At 44.5% G+C, this 19,414-nt stretch carries 19 protein-coding genes and 1 tRNA gene; 8 read left to right on the forward strand and 12 right to left on the reverse strand.

The window, feature by feature from the left end:
* Window positions 1–56: 56 nt before the first annotated feature.
* Both V7R39_RS01835 and V7R39_RS01840 read left to right on the forward strand, forming a co-directional pair.
* Window positions 57–1,352, forward strand: a complete 1,296-nt coding sequence (locus tag V7R39_RS01835) for a CCA tRNA nucleotidyltransferase (RefSeq protein ID WP_334027586.1) — start codon at window positions 57–59, stop codon at window positions 1,350–1,352.
* Between the two features lie 274 nt (window positions 1,353–1,626).
* Window positions 1,627–2,214 carry a porin family protein gene (locus tag V7R39_RS01840; protein ID WP_334027588.1) on the forward strand — a complete coding sequence of 196 codons (588 nt, stop codon included), beginning with the start codon at window positions 1,627–1,629 and terminating at the stop codon, window positions 2,212–2,214.
* A 104-nt stretch (window positions 2,215–2,318) separates the two neighbouring features.
* On the opposite strand, the gene V7R39_RS01845 is transcribed toward V7R39_RS01840, so the two are convergent.
* Together V7R39_RS01845 and msrA are read right to left on the reverse strand one after the other, a co-directional pair.
* Window positions 2,319–4,493 carry a S46 family peptidase gene (locus tag V7R39_RS01845; protein ID WP_334027590.1) on the reverse strand — a complete coding sequence of 725 codons (2,175 nt, stop codon included), beginning with the start codon at window positions 4,491–4,493 and terminating at the stop codon, window positions 2,319–2,321.
* A gap of 165 nt (window positions 4,494–4,658) precedes the next feature.
* Window positions 4,659–5,258, reverse strand: a complete 600-nt coding sequence (gene msrA / locus V7R39_RS01850) for a peptide-methionine (S)-S-oxide reductase MsrA (RefSeq protein WP_334027592.1) — start codon at window positions 5,256–5,258, stop codon at window positions 4,659–4,661.
* 307 nt (window positions 5,259–5,565) lie between these two features.
* Between msrA and srmB the strand changes: the two genes are divergently transcribed.
* The 3 genes from srmB to hemW are packed head-to-tail and all read left to right on the forward strand — an operon-like array spanning window position 5,566 to window position 8,574.
* Entirely contained in the window at window positions 5,566–6,822 is a 1,257-nt protein-coding gene (gene srmB, locus V7R39_RS01855; RefSeq protein WP_334027594.1) for an ATP-dependent RNA helicase SrmB, read from the forward strand.
* 17 nt (window positions 6,823–6,839) lie between these two features.
* Entirely contained in the window at window positions 6,840–7,442 is a 603-nt protein-coding gene (rdgB, locus tag V7R39_RS01860; RefSeq protein ID WP_334027595.1) for an RdgB/HAM1 family non-canonical purine NTP pyrophosphatase, read from the forward strand.
* Complete coding sequence (gene hemW / locus V7R39_RS01865; RefSeq protein WP_334027597.1) at window positions 7,435–8,574, forward strand: radical SAM family heme chaperone HemW; 1,140 nt, start codon at window positions 7,435–7,437, stop codon at window positions 8,572–8,574. The genes rdgB and hemW overlap by 8 nt, the downstream gene beginning before the upstream one ends.
* 111 nt (window positions 8,575–8,685) lie before the next feature.
* Here hemW and V7R39_RS01870 read toward each other — a convergent pair whose 3' ends face one another.
* The 9 genes from V7R39_RS01870 to V7R39_RS01910 all read right to left on the reverse strand — a co-directional run bounded on the left by V7R39_RS01870 (window position 8,686) and on the right by V7R39_RS01910 (window position 16,495).
* On the reverse strand, window positions 8,686–9,492 hold the full coding sequence (locus V7R39_RS01870) for a DUF2884 family protein (protein WP_334027599.1): 807 nt from the start codon (window positions 9,490–9,492) through the stop codon (window positions 8,686–8,688).
* 161 nt (window positions 9,493–9,653) lie between these two features.
* Complete coding sequence (locus tag V7R39_RS01875; RefSeq protein WP_334028122.1) at window positions 9,654–10,154, reverse strand: Lcl C-terminal domain-containing protein; 501 nt, start codon at window positions 10,152–10,154, stop codon at window positions 9,654–9,656.
* A gap of 91 nt (window positions 10,155–10,245) precedes the next feature.
* Complete coding sequence (locus V7R39_RS01880; RefSeq protein WP_334027601.1) at window positions 10,246–12,048, reverse strand: Lcl C-terminal domain-containing protein; 1,803 nt, start codon at window positions 12,046–12,048, stop codon at window positions 10,246–10,248.
* Between the two features lie 104 nt (window positions 12,049–12,152).
* A complete protein-coding gene (locus tag V7R39_RS01885; protein ID WP_269517504.1) occupies window positions 12,153–12,641 on the reverse strand; it encodes a PAS domain-containing protein in 489 nt (162 codons plus the stop codon).
* Complete coding sequence (locus V7R39_RS01890) at window positions 12,641–13,636, reverse strand: response regulator (protein ID WP_334027604.1); 996 nt, start codon at window positions 13,634–13,636, stop codon at window positions 12,641–12,643. The genes V7R39_RS01885 and V7R39_RS01890 overlap by 1 nt, the downstream gene beginning before the upstream one ends.
* A gap of 201 nt (window positions 13,637–13,837) precedes the next feature.
* On the reverse strand, window positions 13,838–14,548 hold the full coding sequence (locus tag V7R39_RS01895) for an LrgB family protein (RefSeq protein ID WP_334027606.1): 711 nt from the start codon (window positions 14,546–14,548) through the stop codon (window positions 13,838–13,840).
* A gap of 4 nt (window positions 14,549–14,552) precedes the next feature.
* Window positions 14,553–14,915, reverse strand: a complete 363-nt coding sequence (locus V7R39_RS01900) for a CidA/LrgA family protein (RefSeq protein ID WP_334027608.1) — start codon at window positions 14,913–14,915, stop codon at window positions 14,553–14,555.
* 218 nt (window positions 14,916–15,133) lie between these two features.
* On the reverse strand, window positions 15,134–15,463 hold the full coding sequence (locus V7R39_RS01905) for a hypothetical protein (protein ID WP_032096413.1): 330 nt from the start codon (window positions 15,461–15,463) through the stop codon (window positions 15,134–15,136).
* Window positions 15,464–15,685: 222 nt separating this feature from the next.
* Window positions 15,686–16,495 (reverse strand): MbnP family protein, encoded by an 810-nt coding sequence (locus V7R39_RS01910; protein WP_334027611.1) that lies wholly within the window; start codon window positions 16,493–16,495, stop codon window positions 15,686–15,688.
* Window positions 16,496–16,909: 414 nt separating this feature from the next.
* Between V7R39_RS01910 and V7R39_RS01915 the strand changes: the two genes are divergently transcribed.
* A tRNA-Ile gene (locus tag V7R39_RS01915) sits at window positions 16,910–16,986 on the forward strand.
* A gap of 401 nt (window positions 16,987–17,387) precedes the next feature.
* Here the strand turns inward: V7R39_RS01915 and V7R39_RS01920 are convergent.
* Window positions 17,388–18,035, reverse strand: coding sequence for a replication endonuclease (locus V7R39_RS01920; protein WP_334028124.1), 648 nt, complete (start codon window positions 18,033–18,035; stop codon window positions 17,388–17,390).
* Here V7R39_RS01920 and V7R39_RS01925 point away from each other — a divergent pair.
* The gene (locus V7R39_RS01925; RefSeq protein ID WP_334027612.1) at window positions 17,923–18,957 is read left to right on the forward strand and encodes a zeta toxin family protein; all 1,035 of its coding nucleotides are present in this window, start codon (window positions 17,923–17,925) and stop codon (window positions 18,955–18,957) included. The genes V7R39_RS01920 and V7R39_RS01925 overlap by 113 nt on opposite strands.
* 26 nt (window positions 18,958–18,983) lie before the next feature.
* On the forward strand, window positions 18,984–19,157 hold the full coding sequence (locus tag V7R39_RS01930) for a hypothetical protein (RefSeq protein ID WP_287008326.1): 174 nt from the start codon (window positions 18,984–18,986) through the stop codon (window positions 19,155–19,157).
* Window positions 19,158–19,414 lie beyond the last annotated feature (257 nt).

Raw genomic sequence — 19,414 nt, forward strand, 5'->3', positions numbered from 1 at the left:
TTGTAACATTGGTATACTCACCATTATTACCCTTACTTTTTGAAGAGCGAGAATACATGCAAGTTTACTTGGTTGGTGGTGCCGTTAGAGACACATTGTTAGGACGGCCCGTTACCGAACGCGATTACGTGGTGGTGGGGGCAACCCCTGACGACATGCTCGCAAAAGGCTTCACACAAGTAGGAAAAGACTTCCCTGTATTCCTCCACCCTCGCACTAATGAAGAATATGCCCTAGCCCGCGTAGAAAGAAAATCTGGGGCTGGTTACACGGGCTTTATTTGCGATGCATCATCTGAAGTGACGCTTGAAGACGATTTGCGACGTCGCGACCTTACCGTTAACGCCATGGCGCAAGATAATTCGGGCAATATTATCGACCCTTATAACGGAAAAGCTGATTTAGAAAACAGGTGTTTGCGCCATGTTTCTCAAGCATTTAGTGAAGACCCGTTACGAGTATTTCGCGCGGCCCGCTTTGCCGCCAGGTACGCCTACTTAGGTTTCTACGTTGCCGAAGACACCATCGCCCTTATGTCATCAATGGCGACAAGCGGCGAGTTAACTGCATTGAGTGCAGAACGCGTATGGCAAGAGACTAAGCGCAGCCTTTTAGAGCAATCTCCCGAAGTGTATTTTTCTACGTTAGCAAAAAGCAAGGCGTTGCCAAGCTGGTTTATGGAACTCAGTGACATAATCGACGAAGCAATAGCGTTACTGGTTAAAGCAGTAGCCACCACTAATAGTAACGGTAGTAACAACGATAACGGCGACAGCAGCAGCGACGACAGTATCGATACCAGAGCTGATGAAAACGTCAGCACTGATAAAAAAGTACAAGATGATATTCAAATATTAATTACTCGGTTTACCTCACTTTGCATATCGTTAGATGAGCAAAAAGCAGCTGCGCTGTGTAAGCGTCTAAGGGTGCCAAACCAAGTAAGCGAGATTGTTGTGCTAGCCTGTAAATTTAAAACCTTATTGCTAGGCAATGATATTGGCTCTGCGACAAACCATAAAGCGAGCTCTACTGAAACGACTAATACCAAAACAAGTATAACCCCAGACGCCCTGATCACTGTTTTCAACGAAGCGGACGCCTGGCGACGAGCTGAGCGCTTTGAACGATTACTTGTTGCCATTGGCCCTGCGGCAGAGGCAAGTGGAGTAAAATGGTCAGCTATGCACGGCCTAATTAATAAGGCATTAACCGCAGCGAACCAGGTTAATGTTAAAGACATTATTGCCAAAGGGCACAAGGGCGCAGCAATAAAAGAAGCTTTAGATACAGAAAAGCTAAAGGCCATAGTCCATGCTGTTAAGCCAGGCAAAGGCAACAGCGCTAAGTAAGTCATTACATACAGCAAAGCTTATGTATTCTTTTCAAAGGGCATGAAAGTTCTGCCGTACAGCTTTTAATCGACGATTAAAAGCTGTACAACTCCGGTCAAAAACCTGTGTAAACTGTGAAGCTCTTTCACGGTTTTTCCCTCTTTTCTGTGAAATTTACGCTGGCATACCAATTGAATAGCTAATGGCATCAACCGTGAACAATTACAGCTTCACGTTGAACTTCCTTAAGGGAAGCTAATGGAAAGTTATAAATTGAAAAGAGGATGTCATTATGAAAAAAACACTTACAGCACTTGCAGGAATCGCAGCACTTTCATCATTAACATCATTCGGTGCCTATGCGCAATCAACTGATATTACGCTTGAAGATAGTGGATTTTATGTAGGCGGTAACTACGGATACCTTCGTGTAGAAGGTGAAGACGACTTTGATGACGACAAAGATGTATGGCAAGGATTGCTAGGTTATAAATTCAACGAGTACGTAGCATTAGAAGGTAGTTTTATCGACTTCGGTGACTACGGCACCGACCTAGCTGGCGGGAATACCGATGGGTATACGGCAGCGATTAAAGGTATTCTTCCGTTAACGGACCGTTTCTCACTTTATGCAAAAGCAGGTCAACTGTGGTCAGAAACTGAGTATAATCTAGGTGGCATTTTAACTGAATCAGACGATGAAAGCCTCTTTGTGGGCGCAGGCTTAAGTTACGCCATTACCGCTAACTTCTTAGTAAACGCGGAATACACGGTATACGACGCTGAACTAGACGCGGAAGAAGCCGTTGACGATATTGACGACACTAATTTTGAAACCGATTTAAAACAAGCAAGTATCGGTGTTGAATACCGCTTCTAAATAGCAGTTTTTCAATACTAAAAAGCCAGCCTTTAATCAGGCTGGCTTTTATCTTTCAGTTTGTTACTAACCGCTTTTACCTGGCAACTTTTATCTCACTACTTTTATCTCACTACTGTCATTTCTTCAATTAAGTTGTTCGCCCCATCTACATACTCCATTACCCAAAGCATATAGCGGGTATCAACGTGGATAGTGCGGGTAGTTTTAGGGTCGAAATCCCAATCTGAGTTAACACTCTCAAAGGTTCCATCAAACAATAAACCAATTAATTCGGCTTTCGAGTTTAAGGTAGCAGATCCTGAGTTACCGCCTGTAGAATCTAAGTCGGTTAAAAAATTAACTGGAACGCTGTTTATATCATCCAATTTATACGGGCCATACTTCGACTCATTGATGAGTGAAAGCTGTTTTTTAGGTGAATTAAACGGAGTTTCACCGGTGTCTTTCTCAGTGATCCCTTCAAGACGGGTGAAAGGCTCGTAGATAAGACCATCTTTAGGCGAACCGCCCATTACGTTACCGTAAGTCACACGCAATGTACTGTTAGCATCTGGATAAGCCAAACTTCCCATCGACTTCTGCCATTCAATAATTGCCTTCATGTATTTAGGGCGAAGCGCTGTGGCTTTACCGCTTAAGGTTTTGCTCTGATCTTCAATACGCATTTCAGTATCGAAAAGTGCAACGGCCAATTTAATGAATGGGTCATCGCTTTTTTCAAAGTCTTCACGGCGAGCGGTAAGCCATGAAAGTCGAGTTTCAGTGTCGGTTAATGAGGTATTATCGTAAAACGCCTTCAACGTTTTCTGCAGTGTTTGGCTGTCCGTAGAGCCGCTAATACCAACTGCCTCGTCAAATGAAGCAACTCGATTTTCTTCAGGTTGCTCGAGGTACATACTGATCATTTTTTGCCAAACAGCTTGATCGACAATCGGATCGAAACGACGCTCTATTCGCTCCATTCCTTCTTTCAAACGAATTTGATCCCGTTCTTGAAATCCAGACTCACGCTCTGCATCAGGTTTTTCACTCTCAATAGCGTTGCGATATAGCGTCTGCGCAGACGACAGTAACTGGGCGCGGTTCAAGTTGTTGTACCAAAAGTTTTGCTTGTTCATTTGCATCTGCTGTTCGCTTACCGCGTCTAGTTCAGCTAGCGCCTGTTTAAGTTCGCTTTTGTCATTGTTATCAAGCCAAGCGGACAACTGTGCTTCGCGCTCAGCACGACGTGGTACTAATCCCACTCGTTTGGCACCAGATAGCTGGCCTAAGGTGTTTTTATGGAAGTTATTTAAACCGGCAAGAGTCGCTTCGTATTTAATGCGCGCGTCGCTTCCTTCTTCTGACGCTTTTTCGATAGTATCAATCCACTCGCCTACCAAATCTAAATAGGTGGGGTACAACCAATCGAATGTATACGATACGCGAGACAAACGCGCATAGCGATTTGTTGAGCCCGGGTATCCCGCTGCCATAACAAAGTCGCCGTCGCTTAGCCCTGCTGCAGACACTTTTAAGAAATGATCTGGCTTAAACGGTACGTTCTCTTCACTAAAATCGGCTGGCTTGCCGTCTTTACCCACGTAAGCACGATAGAATGAAAAGTCGCCGGTGTGGCGAGGCCACATCCAGTTATCGATATCACCGCCGTATTTCCCAATGGAATCTGCAGGTGCATACGCAATGCGAACATCGCGTATTTCCATTTGTTTAATAAGCTTGTATTCAAGGCCTTGGAAAAATGACGGCACTGAGCAGCGGAAACCCGGTTGTGACTCACATTCGGTGATCAATGCTTTACGGTTAGCTTCGATAGCATCGAAGCGCGCACGCCCTTCTACCGATTCTTTTATACCACCAGTTACTTTATCTGTTACGTCTTCAAACCCAACGGTGACAAACATACGGGTGCCAGGTGCAGCAGGCAGCTCTTCATTCATTTGCTTGGCAAGAAAACCATCTTCTAAATAGTTATTTTCAGGCGTGCTGTTGTATTGAACAGAGCCTCTCGCACAATGATGATTGGTAACCGCCAAGCCTTTATCAGACACAAAAGACGCTGAGCAGCCACCAAGCGACACAATCGCGCCCATGGGGAATGCCGTTAAGTCGTTAATACTTTCAGCAGGAATGGCCAGCCCTGTTTGCTTTAGCTCGCTCGCTATTGATGGTAATTGCTCTGGCGTGAACATGCCTTCTTTAGCATTTACGTGCAACGCCGCTCCAGCTGCACCGATAAATGCAGTTGAAATACATAACGCTTTTATTTTTGACATAGATTTTCCTTTTTATTGCCAATAGACGGTGTGATTAGCCGCCTTCAAGTTCCGTGAAATAAAGTAACTCGTTACACACAGTGTAGTATTTTGCATTGTCGCAAAAGCGTATTCATATTGTGAGCACACAATTGTTAACAAGTGTAACCAAAGCCGTTGACGTATTTAGTGCGTAACTGCATCACCCCAAATTTCTTCTAAGCGAGCGTCGCGGCCACATCCCCAGCGATAGGTTGCATAACGGATTGGGCTTTTTTTGTAGTAGTCCTGATGATAGCTTTCATCACCTTTAATGGGGTAAAAGGTTGAGGCATCGAGAATAGGCGTAACCACCTGCTGATTTGGAAACTGACTGATAACTGCCTGCTTAGACTTTTCTGCTAGCATGCGCTCACTCTCATTTTTTACAAAAATAGCACTGCGGTAGCTAGGTCCTTTATCACAGAACTGGCCTTTGTCATCAAATGGGTCGATGTTTACCCAGTAATGGTCCAAAATATCTTGATAACTCAACACGCTAGTGTCGTAAGTGATCAACACGGCTTCATAATGACCTTGATGATTGCCACTATACGTCGGGTTTTTAAGTTTTCCCCCAGTGAAACCTGAAATAACGTCAGTGACTCCTTCCAATGTTTCAAAGTCTTTTTCCATACACCAAAAGCAGCCACCTGCCAGTATGGCTTGTTTCGTATTCGCAGCCATTGTTAAAGGTCCATAAAAAAGTACGGCACACGTTATTGCCAGCGTAAGAATTTTTTTCATAACAGAGTTTTACCTATTTTGAGAAGCGCTTTTTTCAGCTATGTTGATTATAGCTATTTTCAAACGCGTAGGGGTGTTGACCTAGTCCGGTTGGCGTTTGAGTTTTACTTAACTTTGTTTTCTACGTTTAAAACAAAATCGTGGTTTTAAATTAGCGACCTCAGTCCAAACATTGCACTTGATACCGAAAGCGTTAACGAGAACAAAAGGGAACGGTGAGATAATCTCATTTCCTGTACAGTTTTTTTCTGTGTTTCGACGCATCAATGCTACAATACACCCCATTCATTTTAAGCGTTTTTATACTATGACTTTCGAAGAACTCGAATTAGACGAATCTCTCTGTCACGCCGTGGCCGAAATGGGTTATGAAGCCCCCACCAACATTCAAGAATTGGTGATTCCACTTGCAATGGACGGACGAGACATTTTAGCGTCTGCACCCACCGGTACCGGAAAGACAGCAGCATTCTTGCTGCCTGCGTGTCAATTTTTGCTGGATTACCCGCGTAAGCAACCTGGCGCTACGCGTATATTAATTCTGACGCCCACTCGTGAACTTGCCCTTCAGGTATACGAACAAGCTAAAAGTTTTACCAAGCATACACAGCTAATCTGTGGTGTTATTACTGGCGGTATTAACTATGGCACCGACAAAGAAACACTAAGCCAAAACTTAGATATTCTTGTAGCCACACCGGGACGCCTTTTAGAGCACATCGAAAAAGAGACTGCTGACTGCCGTGATATTGAATGTTTAATTCTTGATGAAGCTGACCGCATGCTCGATATGGGCTTTTCTACCGTTGTAAATCAAATAGCCACGGAAGCTCGCTGGCGCAAACAGAACCTTCTTTTCTCAGCAACTTTAGAAGGCGCTGGGGTAAGAAACTTTGCGAAAGACATCTTAATTAACCCTGAAGTTGTTGAAGCAAACCCATCACGCAAAGAAAAAAATAAAATACACCAGTGGTATCACCTTGCTGATGACTACGCTCATAAGCAAGCGCTGCTTATTCATATTCTTAAAGAGCAAGTGACCACTGCTGTGGTTTTTGTAAAGACGCGAGAGCGCTTACAAACACTTAAAGATGTACTTGCGTCTAAAGGAATCAATGTTTGCTGGCTTCAGGGCGAAATGCCACAAGACAAAAGAAACGCAGCACTAGCGCGTTTTAAAAGCGGTGAAGTGCCCATTTTACTTGCCACCGACGTGGCAGCACGTGGAATAGATGTGCCAGACGTAAGCCACGTTATTAACTTTGACATGCCACGCAAAGCCGATATTTACGTGCACAGAATAGGAAGAACCGGCCGCGCTGGCGCAAAAGGTACTGCTATTTCACTGGTAGAAGCCCACGATTTTGCCATGGTTGCAAAAGTTGCCCGCTATATGGAAGAGCCTATTAAAGGGCGAGTTATCGCCGAGCTTAGACCTAAAAACAAAACGCCCAAAATTACTGCCAAAAAGAAAAAGGTAGCAACAAAGAAAAAGACTAGGCCGAAGAACAAAGCGAAAGCAAGGGCCAGTTCAAAAGCAAAGTCAGCTGGCAAAAAAGCGTAGTAGGCCAGAGAAAAAATATGACATTTCCCCAAAAAATTGTTTTAGCCTCGGGTAATCAAGGCAAGGTACGTGAATTCACCTCTCTTTTTGCTGACTATGGCGTAGACGTAATTGCACAAAAAGAACTGGGCGTTGAAGACGTACCAGAAACAGGTACCACCTTTGTAGAAAATGCCATTATTAAAGCGCGCCATGCAGCTGAGGTTACGGGTTTGCCCGCTATCGCTGACGACTCTGGTTTGGTGGTTGATGCATTAGGCGGTGCCCCAGGCATTTACTCGGCTCGCTATGCTGGCGAAAACGCCAACGACGGTGACAACATCGATAAGCTCTTGGCTGCCCTTGATGGCGAAGCAAAACGCAAAGCCCACTTTTTCTGCACACTAGTATTTATGCGTCACGCCGATGACCCTGTACCACTAGTCAGCCAAGGCAAATGGCAAGGCGAAATTCTTAAAGCTCGCCAAGGCGACGGTGGCTTTGGATACGACCCTGTTTTTAATCTGCCTTCCCACGGCTGCACAGCGGCAGAGCTTGAAAGCGGCGAAAAAAATCGCGTGAGTCATCGCGGTAAAGCGCTGGCTATTTTACTTGATAATATGAGATCTGCTTTTGCGTAATCCACCCCTTAGTTTGTATGTGCATATTCCTTGGTGCGTACAAAAGTGCCCTTACTGCGACTTCAATTCACATGGATTAAAGTCGGCATTGCCAGAAAAAGAATACGTGGCTCATCTACTCGACGACCTTGCAGAAGACGCCAAGTCTATTGGCGATAGGCAGGTAGATACCGTCTTCATTGGTGGCGGCACACCAAGCTTATTTTCTGCAGACGCAATGGCAGATATTATCGCTGGCATAAAAGCCCGGGTAAATTTGGCACCCGATGCGGAAATTACCATGGAGGCCAACCCTGGTACCGTGGAAGCTGGAAAGTTTTTAGGATTTTATCACGCTGGCGTAAACCGTATTTCTGTGGGGATTCAAAGCTTCCAACCGCAGCATTTAGCGGTGCTTGGGCGTATTCATAACGATGACCAAGCTATCAATGCAGTAAAGCAGGCGCACAGTGCTGGACTGCCTACGTTCAATCTCGACCTTATGCACGGATTGCCACAGCAAAGTGTCGACAATGCCATGTCAGACTTAGATAAAGGCATCGCTCTTAATCCATATCACCTATCGTGGTATCAGCTGACCATTGAGCCAAACACGCCTTTTTACTCTCGCCCTCCCGACTTACCAGATGACGACATACTGTGGGAAATTCAAGAACAAGGGCACAAAGTGCTAGAAGCGGCGGGCTACCAGCAATATGAAATTTCAGCCTATGCAAAAAAAGGCCACCAGTGTCGCCACAATGTAAACTATTGGCGTTTTGGTGACTACCTAGGTATCGGCTGCGGGGCTCATGGCAAAATAACGGATATAGAAAGCGAGACCATAAAAAGGCTAGTAAAGGTGAAACACCCTAGAGGCTATATGGAAATAAGCCGGCCCTATATCGATACCACCACAATGGTAGAAGAAGACGATATTCCCTTTGAGTTTTTTATGAATAGATTCCGTCTTTTAGAACCCTGCCCTATCGACGACTATAGTGCGCTAACAGGGGTTTCAATAAGCGATGAGGTGAAGTCTGCGCTAGATGATGCTGCGCAAAAAGGACTGCTAGACATTACACCGCACCACTGGCAGGTTACCGCTAAGGGCCGACGCTACTTAAATACGCTGCTTTCCTGCTTTGTGTAATGGCATGCAAATGAGCCTGCACCGCGTTATAGATTGCAGTTTAAAAAGCGGCAGTGTTAAAGGCGGCGTTGTATAGCGCGTCAGTTTGTTTGCAAAGCGGCAGCGCCGGGCTTACTCGTTAGCCGTTTGTGCTGTTTGCGAAGTAATAATGTTGTAGGGTTCAAACGCTGGAAGACTGGCTCTTAAGTTTTCCTCGGCAATGTCTAAACGCTTAAGCTTTTCACAAAACCATTCTGCTTTTTTACGCAGCGTCGTGGCCTTATCGCCAACGTCTAAACCTTCACCAACTGTATTTAGCTGTCTTGTAATCGCCGCAACTTTCTCTTCATTCACTTCGCTATTTTCGGTGTTAATACCGCTGATAGCTGAGAGAATACCGCCTACTGAGGTGGAAATAGCTTCTTCAAGCTGCGCCTCAATTTCACTGTCTACAAACTCATCGACGCTTTCTAGCGACCCAGGGCCAATAAAGTAGTGATTACTGGCATGGCGAAACTTGTCCTTCACTCTGCCTTGTACCCGCTTCATCGCGGTATTCAAGCGCTCGTAGCTGTCGTGATCGCTACCTACCAAGCCCAAGTAAACATGTTCGATAGTGTCTATGGCCAAATCTACTCCTTCGGTGGCCAGCACTATCATTTTCGGCACCACGTAATGCAAACCATTTGAATATTCACTAAGCCAAGCGCGCTGCTCCTCATTAAGGGTTTGCCACCGACCGCCAATAAAAAGCTGAGACTGTTCGTTAATTTGCACTACGGTGCGAGTTTTATCCATCACTCGCAGTTGGTCGCTATTAACCGCAATGCCGTAGGCAAAATCGATGTTACAGGTAAATTCGGCCTGCGTAGTAAACGGCACCCCTGCTAACAAGCAAAGCAGTATCGAAATAGGTTTGAAACGAGGGAAATATTTCATAACCCTATTGTGGCTAGCTTGCGACAAAATAAAAAGCCGTGTTGAGTTTAACGTGCTAAAAATCAGGTTGAACTTGAACTAGGTTGGATAAAAAGAAAGCACATAAATTTTTATGTGCTTTTCCTTCGATAACTTTATCTGTTTTTGCTAAACGCAGATGTTTATTCTTCGGTGGTAAATGTTCTCACTAAGCGAACATAAATAAACCGGTCTTTTTCTTTAATAGAGTGACTGGCATTAAAAAAGGCAACCACCCAAGCTCTATCAGGATCGTCAGCAGATGGTGTAGAAGTCCAAAAATCATCAGGAGGCGTAGCCGGGAAAAGCGAGCTATTTACAGCGGGTCTCACGCAGTCTCGCTCGGTAATCGAAGCAAGCTCTTTAACATTAGGTAAACGCCAGCCGAGCAAGTCTTCGTCGCTTGCTTGATGGGCTAGTTGCAGCGCCTCTTGCCACGTATATTTAATCGCTTCACCTTCACACGTAGAGCCATTCCACGTTTGCCCTTCTGAGCAACGCCGCCACACAAGGTCGGTAGTCACATCAAGTAATGAGCTTGTGGTTACCGCTGTAAAATTAACGTTAGGCGTAGTCTCAAGGCCATCTGACAAACACTCTTGCGCTAGCGCCAAATTAGAAACAGTAAATAGCGCCGCTAACATACATGCACCAGCCAGTTTGGCTTTTAACGTCGTGTTTATGGCTGCAGCAGTTTGTGTCATAAAGATGTTGCTTATAGGTAGTTTCATTACGTTATCTCCCTGCTCTCACTAAACGCACTCTCGCTGCCGTGGACTTATTAAGAAAGTTATCAACACCCGAGTCAAAATCTAACGCCCATGAATTTTGTGCATCATCACTGTTTACACCATCAGCACTAGGCACTGACGACCAATACCAAAGAGGCGTGCTTGATGGCGTGCCTGTATTGGGAAAATAATCTTCATCTATCGCTACCCCGCTAACGTCGCCAAGATGCATAAGCGAAAAGAGCTCTTTATGCGTGGGAAGACGCCAATCGAAAAAGCCGCACAAACCTTGTGAGTTAACCTCGGCAACATAGGCCGCAGTATTGCAGTTAGTGAGCAGACATGTTGCGGCCATGCCCACTTGGTCGCCTTCAAAACCGCCGTTCACTTCTTCGCTATACCAAGAGTAGGTAAAGTTTACGTCGCGCACCGAACCGTCATCGGTTTTCACTTCCCATACTAAGCCGGTTACGTTGTCGCGAACGCAAGACCATGTTTGGGCATCAGCGTCTTGCTCATCGCCGTTTGCGTTTAAGCGGGTAAAATCAAACCCGGCTTTACCTCGGCCTGCTTTTTCTATTAATCCGTTTTGTTCAATAACATCAGAGCCGCGCTGACCGTCTTGGCCAGGAAAGTCGTTTTGCTGTGCTTGGGTTAACGCATTATTGGTGGCTTGTTGTAAAAAACCAGTGTCGTTGACTAACGCAGTGGGCATGGGTTGAATACGCACCGAAATAGTATCTTCAACACTGTTGCTATTGGCATCGGTTACTGTAAGCGTATACGTCACTACTGTGGCAGACGATACCGCAGGGGCAATGGCGAAGGTAGATAGCGCATCACTATCGTCAACGGTTTTTATGCTTACCGATGTGCTCGCTGGGTCACTATTGTCTTGGTTAGAGCCAGTCGTACCAGACAAAGAAGAGGTCGCAATACTGCTACGCTCCCAAGAATATTGAAGCGGCTCTGCCGCCGGAATACTGGTACTCGCTTGTCCATTCAACACAATAATTTCACCACTAAATACGCCTTGCGAAAAGCCGGCGTTAGCTTCTGGTAACGTTTCGGCCTCAGACTGAATAGACAAACTCACTAAAGCGGTGTCGCTCGCCCCTTCGCTATCCACCACTTCTAGCTGAAATTCGAGGGTCTGTGGATCGTTGGCAATAGGCGTAGTGATACTCAACGTAGATAAATTGGTTTCAACACCCGTGATGACATTGGTTCCGCTGGTTTGCGACCACGTATAGCTGGCTATAGCGTTTGTATTCGCTGGCGCATCAGCATCGCTGCTGCCAGAACCGTCTAACACAATATTCACACCGCCTGGAAAATTATTGGCTGGCAGACCACTCCACTGAGGAACAGAAATATCTGCCACGGGATCGATATTAATAGGCGCAACTGTGATGATAGTGGCATCGCTGGTTGAATTACCGCTTGCGTCATTTACCGCCAACGTAATGGTATAGCTGGTGCTTTCATTTACCGAAGGCGCGACAAAGCTCGCTGATGACGTGGATGTATCGTCATGGGTAATATCAAGGGTAGGCGACGCAGTCCAATTATAGGTATAGGTTCCGTCTCCGCCAGTTACGCTACCGCTTAATGTATAAGTAACCCCTTCGGTAACGGTGGCGTCTGGCCCTGCATTTACCGCCAGAGCGCTGTTTCCTGGGCTGCTGTTGGAATCGGAGCCGCCTCCGCCACATGCGCCTAAAATAAAGACACCACAACACACTGCAAAAAACTGTGCCGCAGCAGTAAAAGAGCGAGGAGAATGAATAAAAGGCGTTATTTGCATAAAAGCTCCAATAGCACGACAACCTATTTGCCGTGCTTTTAAAAAACAGTATGTTTTAAATTACTGAGGGGAGTAAGGAGTGAGGTGATGCAGTTGCGTTAACGCTAGAGTACTCTTTTCGACTCCTGCGCCTCTGACACCGATACCTGCAAAGATTCTAATTGCTTTTTCCCTACTGCCACATCAGTCATGTCATAAATCATCATACTGATGTAATCCACTTTACCCGTTGCCGAGGTCAACGGTGAAAGCGTGATGTTTTGATACATGTATGGCTCACTACCTGTAATCGGCCGATAGTTGGGAAACTTAAACAAATAGGGGCGTTGCTCCCAAGTCATAAATGCACGGGTTTTCAATTCAAACACTGGCTTGGCTTTTTTCATAAACCAGTCTTTTTTGATGGCGGGAAATAGCTCAAATAACGACTTGTCTCTCACTTCGCTAGGCAGCATTGCGCTGTGGCTTTCCATAAAGCCGTTCCACACCTGCACAGAAAAGCTTTTATCTAACACCACAATACCTACATCAACGGTTTGCAGCATATCCATCATCCAATGGAATTCTAATAAATCGTCGAGATTCTGATTCATTAAAAGTCCTCCAGCAAATGGGCGAGTTTTGAATTCATCATTTTCATCGATTCCTCAGTGAACAACAAAATGAGATCGCATTGAACGTTGTAGCCCTCAAGACCATAGCTTAATTCAATGGCCAGCGTTCGCCTCCACTTAATTTGGTTCATACTGATGATTTCGGTAATCGCGCGATGTTGACCAAGAACAATAGGATGCCCTTGGCTAAAATTAACATCCATCTGGTTTGCTAGCCCGCTGAGACAGGTGCCAATTAAAATACTGGCAGCGTCCATCAATAATTCTAATTGAAGCTGATCGTCTACCTCACCTTCTACATTTAATATTTTGGCCACGTCGTCGAAGCTTGAATCACTTAAAATACACAGCGCCTCGCCACTAATACCGGGGCCCAAAAAGCCTTGGCAAACCGCGGTAACTTCTTCATGGCTCTCTATATCTGACAGCATCATATGAAGTTCAGACACTTCAATGAGATTGACGTTGGGAATGGGTAATTCAACAAATACGTTCATGGTTCTGGCTAGGTGGTCGCCCGCTTGGCCCATGGCTATATTAGTAATCTCTTGGTAGCAATCGCGAATATCAGGGCCAAGAGGAGTAACCCCATGCACCTTTTCCTCTTCAACGTGCAGGATATTATGTTTATCTAATACCTCGGCCAGTGCCTGAGGGTCGACGGGCTTGCGAATAAAATCTAATGCACCAAGCGAGATTACGCGATCACGGGCTTCAGGCTGAATATCGCCAGATACCACAATGACCTTAGTTTTAAGCCCCTGTTTTTGAATAGCTTCTAGGGTGCCATATCCATCGAGTACGGGCATATTTAAATCGAGCAGCAGTAAATCGCCCTTGCCCTCTGCAATAGCTGCAAGCCCTTCTTGACCATTCTTTGCAAAGTGAACGGCAACATCCCAGTCTTGGGGAAGGCACTTGGCCACTTGCTTTCGTGCAACTAATGAGTCATCACATACGAGTACGGAAAACATTAAGCTTTTATACCACCTAATTTAAGAAACCAGTTTTCACCGACGTTATCAATTATTACCTAATATAACCGTATCGGCAGAATGACAGCAAACTGAAACGCACTTTTACATAAGCGTATAATGATATGAAATACATCACTAAGGAATAGCACTTTTGGGGAATATTGCCAACGATAACACCAAATTAATGCTGTTGGGAATTTATAACACTAGGTTGAACATAAGAGGGAGAACAAAAGCGGTAAATAAGCCGTTAATACAAAGCCCGAGGGTTGCCATCGCGGTAACCTCTTCGCCAATGTGGATGGCTTTGGCTGTGCCTACTGCATGAGCCACTGTACCTAAGGCGATGCCTTGGGCCTCTGGGCTTGTTACGCGGCACAACAAAAAGACCGTGTTCGAGACCACCGCTCCCACAATACCCGTGGTAATAACGAAAACGGCCGCCAGTGCTGGTATGCCACCAATTTGAGCAGTGGCCTCCATGGCCAGCGGCGTAGTTATCGATTTAGCTAACATGGTGAGTTGCAGCGCAACGGGCGAGCCCAACGCATATAGTGTAAACCAAGCTAATAATGGCGCCAACACACCGCCTACCGCAATACTGGCAAATAGTCGCCAGCCATAATACCTTAATTTTTGCCACTGCTTAAAAATAGGCAGCGCTAGAGCAACGGTCACCGGCCCCAACAACCAGTGCAACAGCGATACCGATTGCTGATACTGAGGCACACTCATATTAGCGAGTAAAAGCGCTAGCCCCACCAGCGATACCGTCATTACCAGCGGGTGTGACGCGGGATGGCCGTTAAAAGCCAGGTTCACTTTTACGCTAAGGGCATAACAAAGCAGGGTAACGAATAACCATATAAGGCCATTTACTGTAAAGGTATTGAGGATCGCATCTATCATTGCGCTACATCGACTTCTTTTTCATTAGTTTATTCGCTACCCACGCCGTTAACCCCAAGCTTAATGCTGTGGTGACCCCAATCGCTAGAACCAGCGCCATCGCATTAGCTTCAATATCGCTCCAATACATACCGACTCCCAATACGGCAGGCACAAAAAGTACAGACATGTGCTTGAGTAAAGGCTGCGCCACTAATGTTGCGTGCGTTTCAATGTTTGGAAAGGCGAAAAACAAAGAAAGTAATAACACTAACCCTAGCAACGGCCCGGGAATGGGCAGGTCGAGGGAAGCTGAGAGAAATACCCCGCCGTAATAGGCAAGTAAAATAGCAAAAGCGCCAATGAACGTATTTTTAAGTTGAAGCATTTTCGCCTTTTGTCTCTTTGATATTGATCAATAAGTGTATTCTCATAATAGTATGCTGAAAAGCGCGACAAAGGTCTTACTAATCAATGCTCACAACGCTTATGTTTATGTTTATGTTTATGTTGAAATGCTTAAAACTGAGGCGTCAAAAACAAGTAAGGGCTAGATAAACTAGCCCTTACTTTTAAAATCAATACTTGCTTTAACTCAGTATCAGCTTAGAAGAAACTGTCTTGGTGAATTTTAATAAACATGCTGGTACCAACTTTCGAGTAGTCTATTTTGTACTCTTTCCCGTTAAGGGTTTGGATGAACACCAATGTTTTCTCATCACCAAACACGTCGCTCATCGTCACGTCCACAAGCTCCATATCCATCATTTTGGCATCGCGCTTGTTCTCTGGCACTTTGCCTTCGTACTGCTTAATACCCTTATAAGTAACAATAATCGGCGGATGCTCATCTCCGTTTATTACCAGTAAATCAAGCTTTCGAATTTTATGAATAATGGTGTTACGGCCACTTGTAATAAAGGCTCTTTCTGTCATTTTTATCTCCGCGACAGCGCACCTGCTGTATAAGGCAATGCAATGTTTAAATTATTATAAGCTTACCACTAATTACATGCATAGCACATAAGCAGTAAACTCTTGCTTTGACTAAAGTATAAACATAAAACAATTAGAACAGGCAAATAAATACTACTTTTTGTCGCCTTTTGCTTACTTTTGGTGCTATTGCTGCTTCTTTTCTTTATTTATCGCGCTAGTTTATTGCCACTTTATCCAGGGGCGGTACACCAAATTATGGATAAGCTTCTTGCATGGGGCAATTTCAGGTGATGAAAACTTGCAGTCTTCCACCTCGTTTATATCTAACTGAGCAAATATATTAGACACTGATATATCAAGATCCAAGTCAGTATCTAGCTGTGTCATAGGAAGTATAAACTCAACACGGTTAGTGAACGCACACGACTCAACTTTCACCTCATCAATCCCTGTATCTTCACACCCTGCATTGCCCAAATGATAAGACCATGTGGATGACGGGTCACCGGTTTTCGATACATCTAACCGCAAAAACATATGCCCGTCTAACTGGTTAGCGAACATAGATTTATCGTTTATCGGCGATGTCTGTTTATTAATGTCGGCGTGATTTTGCTCTAGAGGCAGCCCCATAGTGAAACGCAAATTGGTTGACAACTTTAATAGCTCTTCAGAAACGTCTAATACAATCTTACTGTTCGCATCGCTTGGGTTGCTGCACATGGTATGAAACTTTAAAAGCGCAGTAGACGGCGTTTGCCATTGAGTTTGCTTAAACCTCACTCGCTGCCATTTCCCGTCAACTCGCACCTCTGGCTTACTGAGATAAAACCCAAAGTAGTCGATATTCCATCTGTCGTTTCCGGCGCGCACAATGACGGGACAGGCATCAGTTTCAACGCCCACTAGTCTAAACGGTATTTCACCAGCTTCTCTGCTGCCAAAGCTCCCCACATCACAACCACTCAATGACAAGGTGGCAATAAATAATAGTGCTAACAAAGAAGCAGAACGGGAATGCATGTTCATAACGGGGCGTTTATCCTGTAGAAAAAGAGAGTAGACATCAAATAGACAAGCAATAAGGAAGTAAAGTTTAAAAAAAGCGTAGTAAATTAACTCAAGCGATTGTTTGCAGCCATGAGCTGATTATCGACAACCTGTAGCGAATCACAAGCAGCCCTAATAGTGCTGCTTTTGGCTATAGTGAGTCAAGAAACTTAATAAGAGGAGAGAGCCACGCCCATCACCGAAAGCTTTTCACTACATCTTGCGCTAATGTGAACAAAAATAAAGCAAACAATTCATAAAGCTATTGCCAAGGCGTGACAAGCCAAATAAAACTGCTTATACTTGCGGTCGCTTAAATATGTGAAGCACACGATGCTTTCAAACATAGCTTCGAATCACATAGTTAACGCAGCGCAATATACAATTCAAAATGGCCCAATAGCTCAGTTGGTTAGAGCATCCGACTCATAATCGGCAGGTCCCCTGTTCAAGTCAGGGTTGGGCCACCATTTTTCTTAGCATTCCAAGTAAGTAACCGCTTTCAATCTTTAATACATTGCCTTTTTATAGCAAATTTGTAGCAAAACGTGATTTATCAGTAAATTGATCAGTTTCGCACTCTGGAGGTAAGGCTTGCGTTTTGTATCTATAATTTCTGGTGTTCCATTACTGATCAATAAATATGTATACTGAATAAATACTGGAGTCTTTAAGGATAATTGATCAATGAAGGCAGTCTTTTCGAATCTAAGCTCATGAATGTAATTGAGTTAGTTAAATCAGTTTTCAGTGGTATAAATGGGCAAGTGTGGGCAGGTTTTATAAGCTATTGACTCTTACATTGACTACATTGCCAAACTCTTCTTCAGGGAGATCATTGATAACATTGCTTCCCATGGCTACGAAAAATTCATTTAAAATCAAGGTATTTAGAAAATAGTTTAGTTGTGGCTCCACGAAGTTTTCTAAGCTCAAACGGTTTTAGTTTGACAAATTCAGCCCATGCTCCACTGTCCGCAGCTTTGTGAATATCAGTAAAGTGGTCATGTTCACCAAGGAGTTGCTTCAATCTTCGAAGTTCACGCCACACTGTTACCGAACCCGCTCCAATTTGTTGAAATTGACGGATTCCCCAGCAACTTGCCCATGCTTCTACGCGTTGAGATGCATCGATGGAGTTACCACCGTCTAAATCTGCGCCGTTGACGTTTTTATCTGATAACTCAGCAAGTGAAAAAGACTCGCCGTCCTCGTTAACGATAACGAGTTCTTCTAGCATTTTTCGTTGAAGCTCTTTCTGAATTATTCTTTGATTAACAGTATAATCACTACAATATTTGCCTTTTCTGCTATTCACCTGTCTTAGATGAATCAACACCTCTTCACGTTTGCGAATGATTACCTTGCGAAGTTTTCTGAGCCACCAGTACTCATCCTGCATTCTTTTGATTGCACCCATTACGTTAACGGATTTAGTTAAGGCTGGTGGGTTAATACCAAACCCGTTAACGAATTCACAGCATGCATCGTATACGGCTGAAAACCCGTTAACGGGAATACTGCCCGTTACGTTAACGGGCTCGGTATTAGCCAGTACATTTAAATCAAAGCGCTTGCATCGTCTTGCGTTCTGCTTTGCTAGCTCACGGAGCTCACTGTCTCCAGCACTAAAATATTCAAGCGGGGTTCGTACGAAAAAAGTTCTCTATGTGTACGAGAAAGGTTTGAAATCGGCTTCTTCGTGTACGAAAAAGGTTTTGTTTGTGTATCAAATAAGTTTTACCTCCTGTGAAGCCATTAAGTTTGCGAAGAAGAATCGTACTGCCATTGCAAACGAATTGACTAATAGAGAAAGATTTCCTCCTGAAGATGAACCTGTAGCGGTCTTCATGGCCGGCTCCCCTGGCGCAGGGAAAACCGAAACCTCCAAAGAGTTTCTGCAAGAAGTTGAGGCTACCAATGTTATTCGATTAGATCCCGACGAATTGCGTCACTATTTCGAACAATATACGGGAGACAATTCATTCCTATTTCAAAGAGCAGTCTCCTCTATTGTAGAGCGAACTCTAGACAATGCGTTTAAGCGTAAGCAGTCATTTTTGCTTGATGGAACGTTATCAAATTACGCTATCGCCGAGAAAAACATTATAAGGGCTATTGATCGGGGTCGCGATGTTCTCGTATTGTTTGTATACCAGTCTCCAGAGTTAGCTTGGAAGTTTGTTCAATCTAGAGAAAAAGTCGAAGGCAGAAGGATTAACCCTGAAATATTTGTAGATCAATTTTTGGAGTCTCAAGCGGTAGTACGGAAACTAAAGCAGCAATTTGGTGGTCAGATAAAGATAGATCTATTGTTAAAGGACAACGAGGGGGGCACTCGTATGTACCACGCCAACATTCAGGCTGTAGAAAATCATGTTAAGCAAAAATTTACTCGCGAGACCCTTACTACCCTGATACAATCGCAACCCGCTCATTAATTGGGCAATCAAATGGGGGAATGATGATGTTTGCCAGATTTAAAAACGGCCAGACAACCAAATACAACTCCAGCCTGTCTGAGTTCGTTCGCAACGCCGACTCGACTAAAAAGAAAAAGGTATACAGCCGTGTTATCGATAGAGCTGTAGAATCTCAGAATTCAGTAGTGAAGCAGGCTGAACTACTACAAACTCGCTAATATTCGAGGGAGCCAGAAACTCCCTCTATTGTTTTGTCTCTTTCATGATAATAAAGCTGACATCAGTTCAAGTCGCTGCTCCTTGCTTAAGTTTGCTGACTGTTTTGTAAGTTGTCCTAACGAACTTTCGTCACTACAGGTTTTAACTCCAGCGTATTCCGATAGTCATTTACATATCCTATCTGCTGGCTCCCTTAATTCCTCCGCAGTCAAAACCGTATAACCAGCAGTAACATCACATCTGCTTGTTTTGTGAT

Origin of the sequence: Alteromonas sp. P256, from assembly GCF_036864455.1 — a bacterium.
In the GTDB taxonomy this organism is placed as follows: domain Bacteria; phylum Pseudomonadota; class Gammaproteobacteria; order Enterobacterales; family Alteromonadaceae; genus Alteromonas.

What these genes read in the sequence shown, in the direction of transcription:
- V7R39_RS01835 (WP_334027586.1), top strand. Translation starts at nt 57, where the DNA reads ATGCAAGTTTACTTGGTTGGTGGTGCCGTTAGAGACACATTGTTAGGA.
- V7R39_RS01840 (WP_334027588.1), top strand. Translation starts at nt 1,627, where the DNA reads ATGAAAAAAACACTTACAGCACTTGCAGGAATCGCAGCACTTTCATCA.
- V7R39_RS01845 (WP_334027590.1), bottom strand. Translation starts at nt 4,493, where the DNA reads ATGTCAAAAATAAAAGCGTTATGTATTTCAACTGCATTTATCGGTGCA.
- msrA (WP_334027592.1), bottom strand. Translation starts at nt 5,258, where the DNA reads ATGAAAAAAATTCTTACGCTGGCAATAACGTGTGCCGTACTTTTTTAT.
- srmB (WP_334027594.1), top strand. Translation starts at nt 5,566, where the DNA reads ATGACTTTCGAAGAACTCGAATTAGACGAATCTCTCTGTCACGCCGTG.
- rdgB (WP_334027595.1), top strand. Translation starts at nt 6,840, where the DNA reads ATGACATTTCCCCAAAAAATTGTTTTAGCCTCGGGTAATCAAGGCAAG.
- V7R39_RS01870 (WP_334027599.1), bottom strand. Translation starts at nt 9,492, where the DNA reads ATGAAATATTTCCCTCGTTTCAAACCTATTTCGATACTGCTTTGCTTG.
- V7R39_RS01875 (WP_334028122.1), bottom strand. Translation starts at nt 10,154, where the DNA reads ATGTTAGCGGCGCTATTTACTGTTTCTAATTTGGCGCTAGCGCAAGAG.
- V7R39_RS01880 (WP_334027601.1), bottom strand. Translation starts at nt 12,048, where the DNA reads ATGCAAATAACGCCTTTTATTCATTCTCCTCGCTCTTTTACTGCTGCG.
- V7R39_RS01885 (WP_269517504.1), bottom strand. Translation starts at nt 12,641, where the DNA reads ATGAATCAGAATCTCGACGATTTATTAGAATTCCATTGGATGATGGAT.
- V7R39_RS01890 (WP_334027604.1), bottom strand. Translation starts at nt 13,636, where the DNA reads ATGTTTTCCGTACTCGTATGTGATGACTCATTAGTTGCACGAAAGCAA.
- V7R39_RS01895 (WP_334027606.1), bottom strand. Translation starts at nt 14,548, where the DNA reads ATGATAGATGCGATCCTCAATACCTTTACAGTAAATGGCCTTATATGG.
- V7R39_RS01900 (WP_334027608.1), bottom strand. Translation starts at nt 14,915, where the DNA reads ATGCTTCAACTTAAAAATACGTTCATTGGCGCTTTTGCTATTTTACTT.
- V7R39_RS01905 (WP_032096413.1), bottom strand. Translation starts at nt 15,463, where the DNA reads ATGACAGAAAGAGCCTTTATTACAAGTGGCCGTAACACCATTATTCAT.
- V7R39_RS01910 (WP_334027611.1), bottom strand. Translation starts at nt 16,495, where the DNA reads ATGAACATGCATTCCCGTTCTGCTTCTTTGTTAGCACTATTATTTATT.
- V7R39_RS01930 (WP_287008326.1), top strand. Translation starts at nt 18,984, where the DNA reads ATGTTTGCCAGATTTAAAAACGGCCAGACAACCAAATACAACTCCAGC.